1 protein-coding gene is annotated in these 937 nt (G+C 68.9%); it reads right to left on the bottom strand.

Features of this window, described 5'->3' with window-relative positions; translation table 11 throughout:
- A partial coding sequence (locus tag Vqi01_RS30355) for a transposase (RefSeq protein WP_204038560.1) occupies window positions 1-824 on the bottom strand: 824 nt, incomplete at its 3' end.
- Window positions 825-937: the final 113 nt, after the last annotated feature.

The raw sequence follows: 937 nt of genomic DNA, 5'->3' as shown, positions 1-937 counted from the left end.
GTGCCGTAGAGACGGGTGTCGGTGGTCGTGGCGGCATCCGGGTCGCTCCAGCTGGCCGGGTCACCGAAGATGAACTCGCCGCCATGCCTGCGGGGGCGGCCGGTGGTGCCAGGTAGCCGGGGTGGCGCGGGCCGGCGCAGCACCCGGTCGGACCGCATCCGCACCAACACCTGCACCGGCAGATCGGCGAGGAGGAACGCCAGCCGCGGCCCGTCGTAGCCGGCATCCGCGACGATCCACACGTCCGGATCACCAGGCTGCCACTGTCCGGCAGCGATCAGCCGCTGCACCACGTCGCGCAACTGCCCGGCGGTGACCGTGGCGGCGTCGTCGCCGGGCGCCAGCCGGCGGGCGTCCAACGGCGCGGTCCACGAAGTGCGCCCGGCCTCTAGGGCGGTGACGAACGAGTACGGCCAGCCCGGAACCCCGATGTGGCTGTCTTTGCCGCGCCCGTAGGTGTGGCACAGCACCCGCTGCGGGCAGGTGTGCGCCTCCGGCCGCAGCCAACAGGTCACGTCCACCGCCAGAACGATCCGCCCGTCCGCGGCCCGCGGCAGCGGCGCCGCCGCCACCGCCGTCCGCAGCCGATCGACATCAATCCGGCCACGGTTCAACGCCGCATACAACGAGCCGTGACCACGACGATGCTCACCCACCAACGACAACTCCACCAGAGACCGCACCGGCGCATCACCGCACAACAGTGAATCGGCCAACTCGAACAACGCGTCCCCACGAACGGGCAGACAGGCATGGAACTCACGCCGGAACACCGCCAGGCGCCCGACCGCGTCGAACGCTCCAGCATCATGCACACTGATCACCAGACAGCCCTTGGTTCTTGATCTTCTTCCCTAGACAAGAGGAATGATCAACCAAGGGCTGTCCCCATGATCAGCCGGGGTCGATGCCACCGCCCAGCAGGTTAAAACTCAAG

This window comes from Micromonospora qiuiae (genome assembly GCF_016863555.1).
GTDB lineage: Bacteria > Actinomycetota > Actinomycetes > Mycobacteriales > Micromonosporaceae > Micromonospora > Micromonospora qiuiae.
The sequence above is the reverse complement of the archived record's forward strand: the minus strand, read 5'-3'. Positions and strand labels throughout refer to the sequence as shown.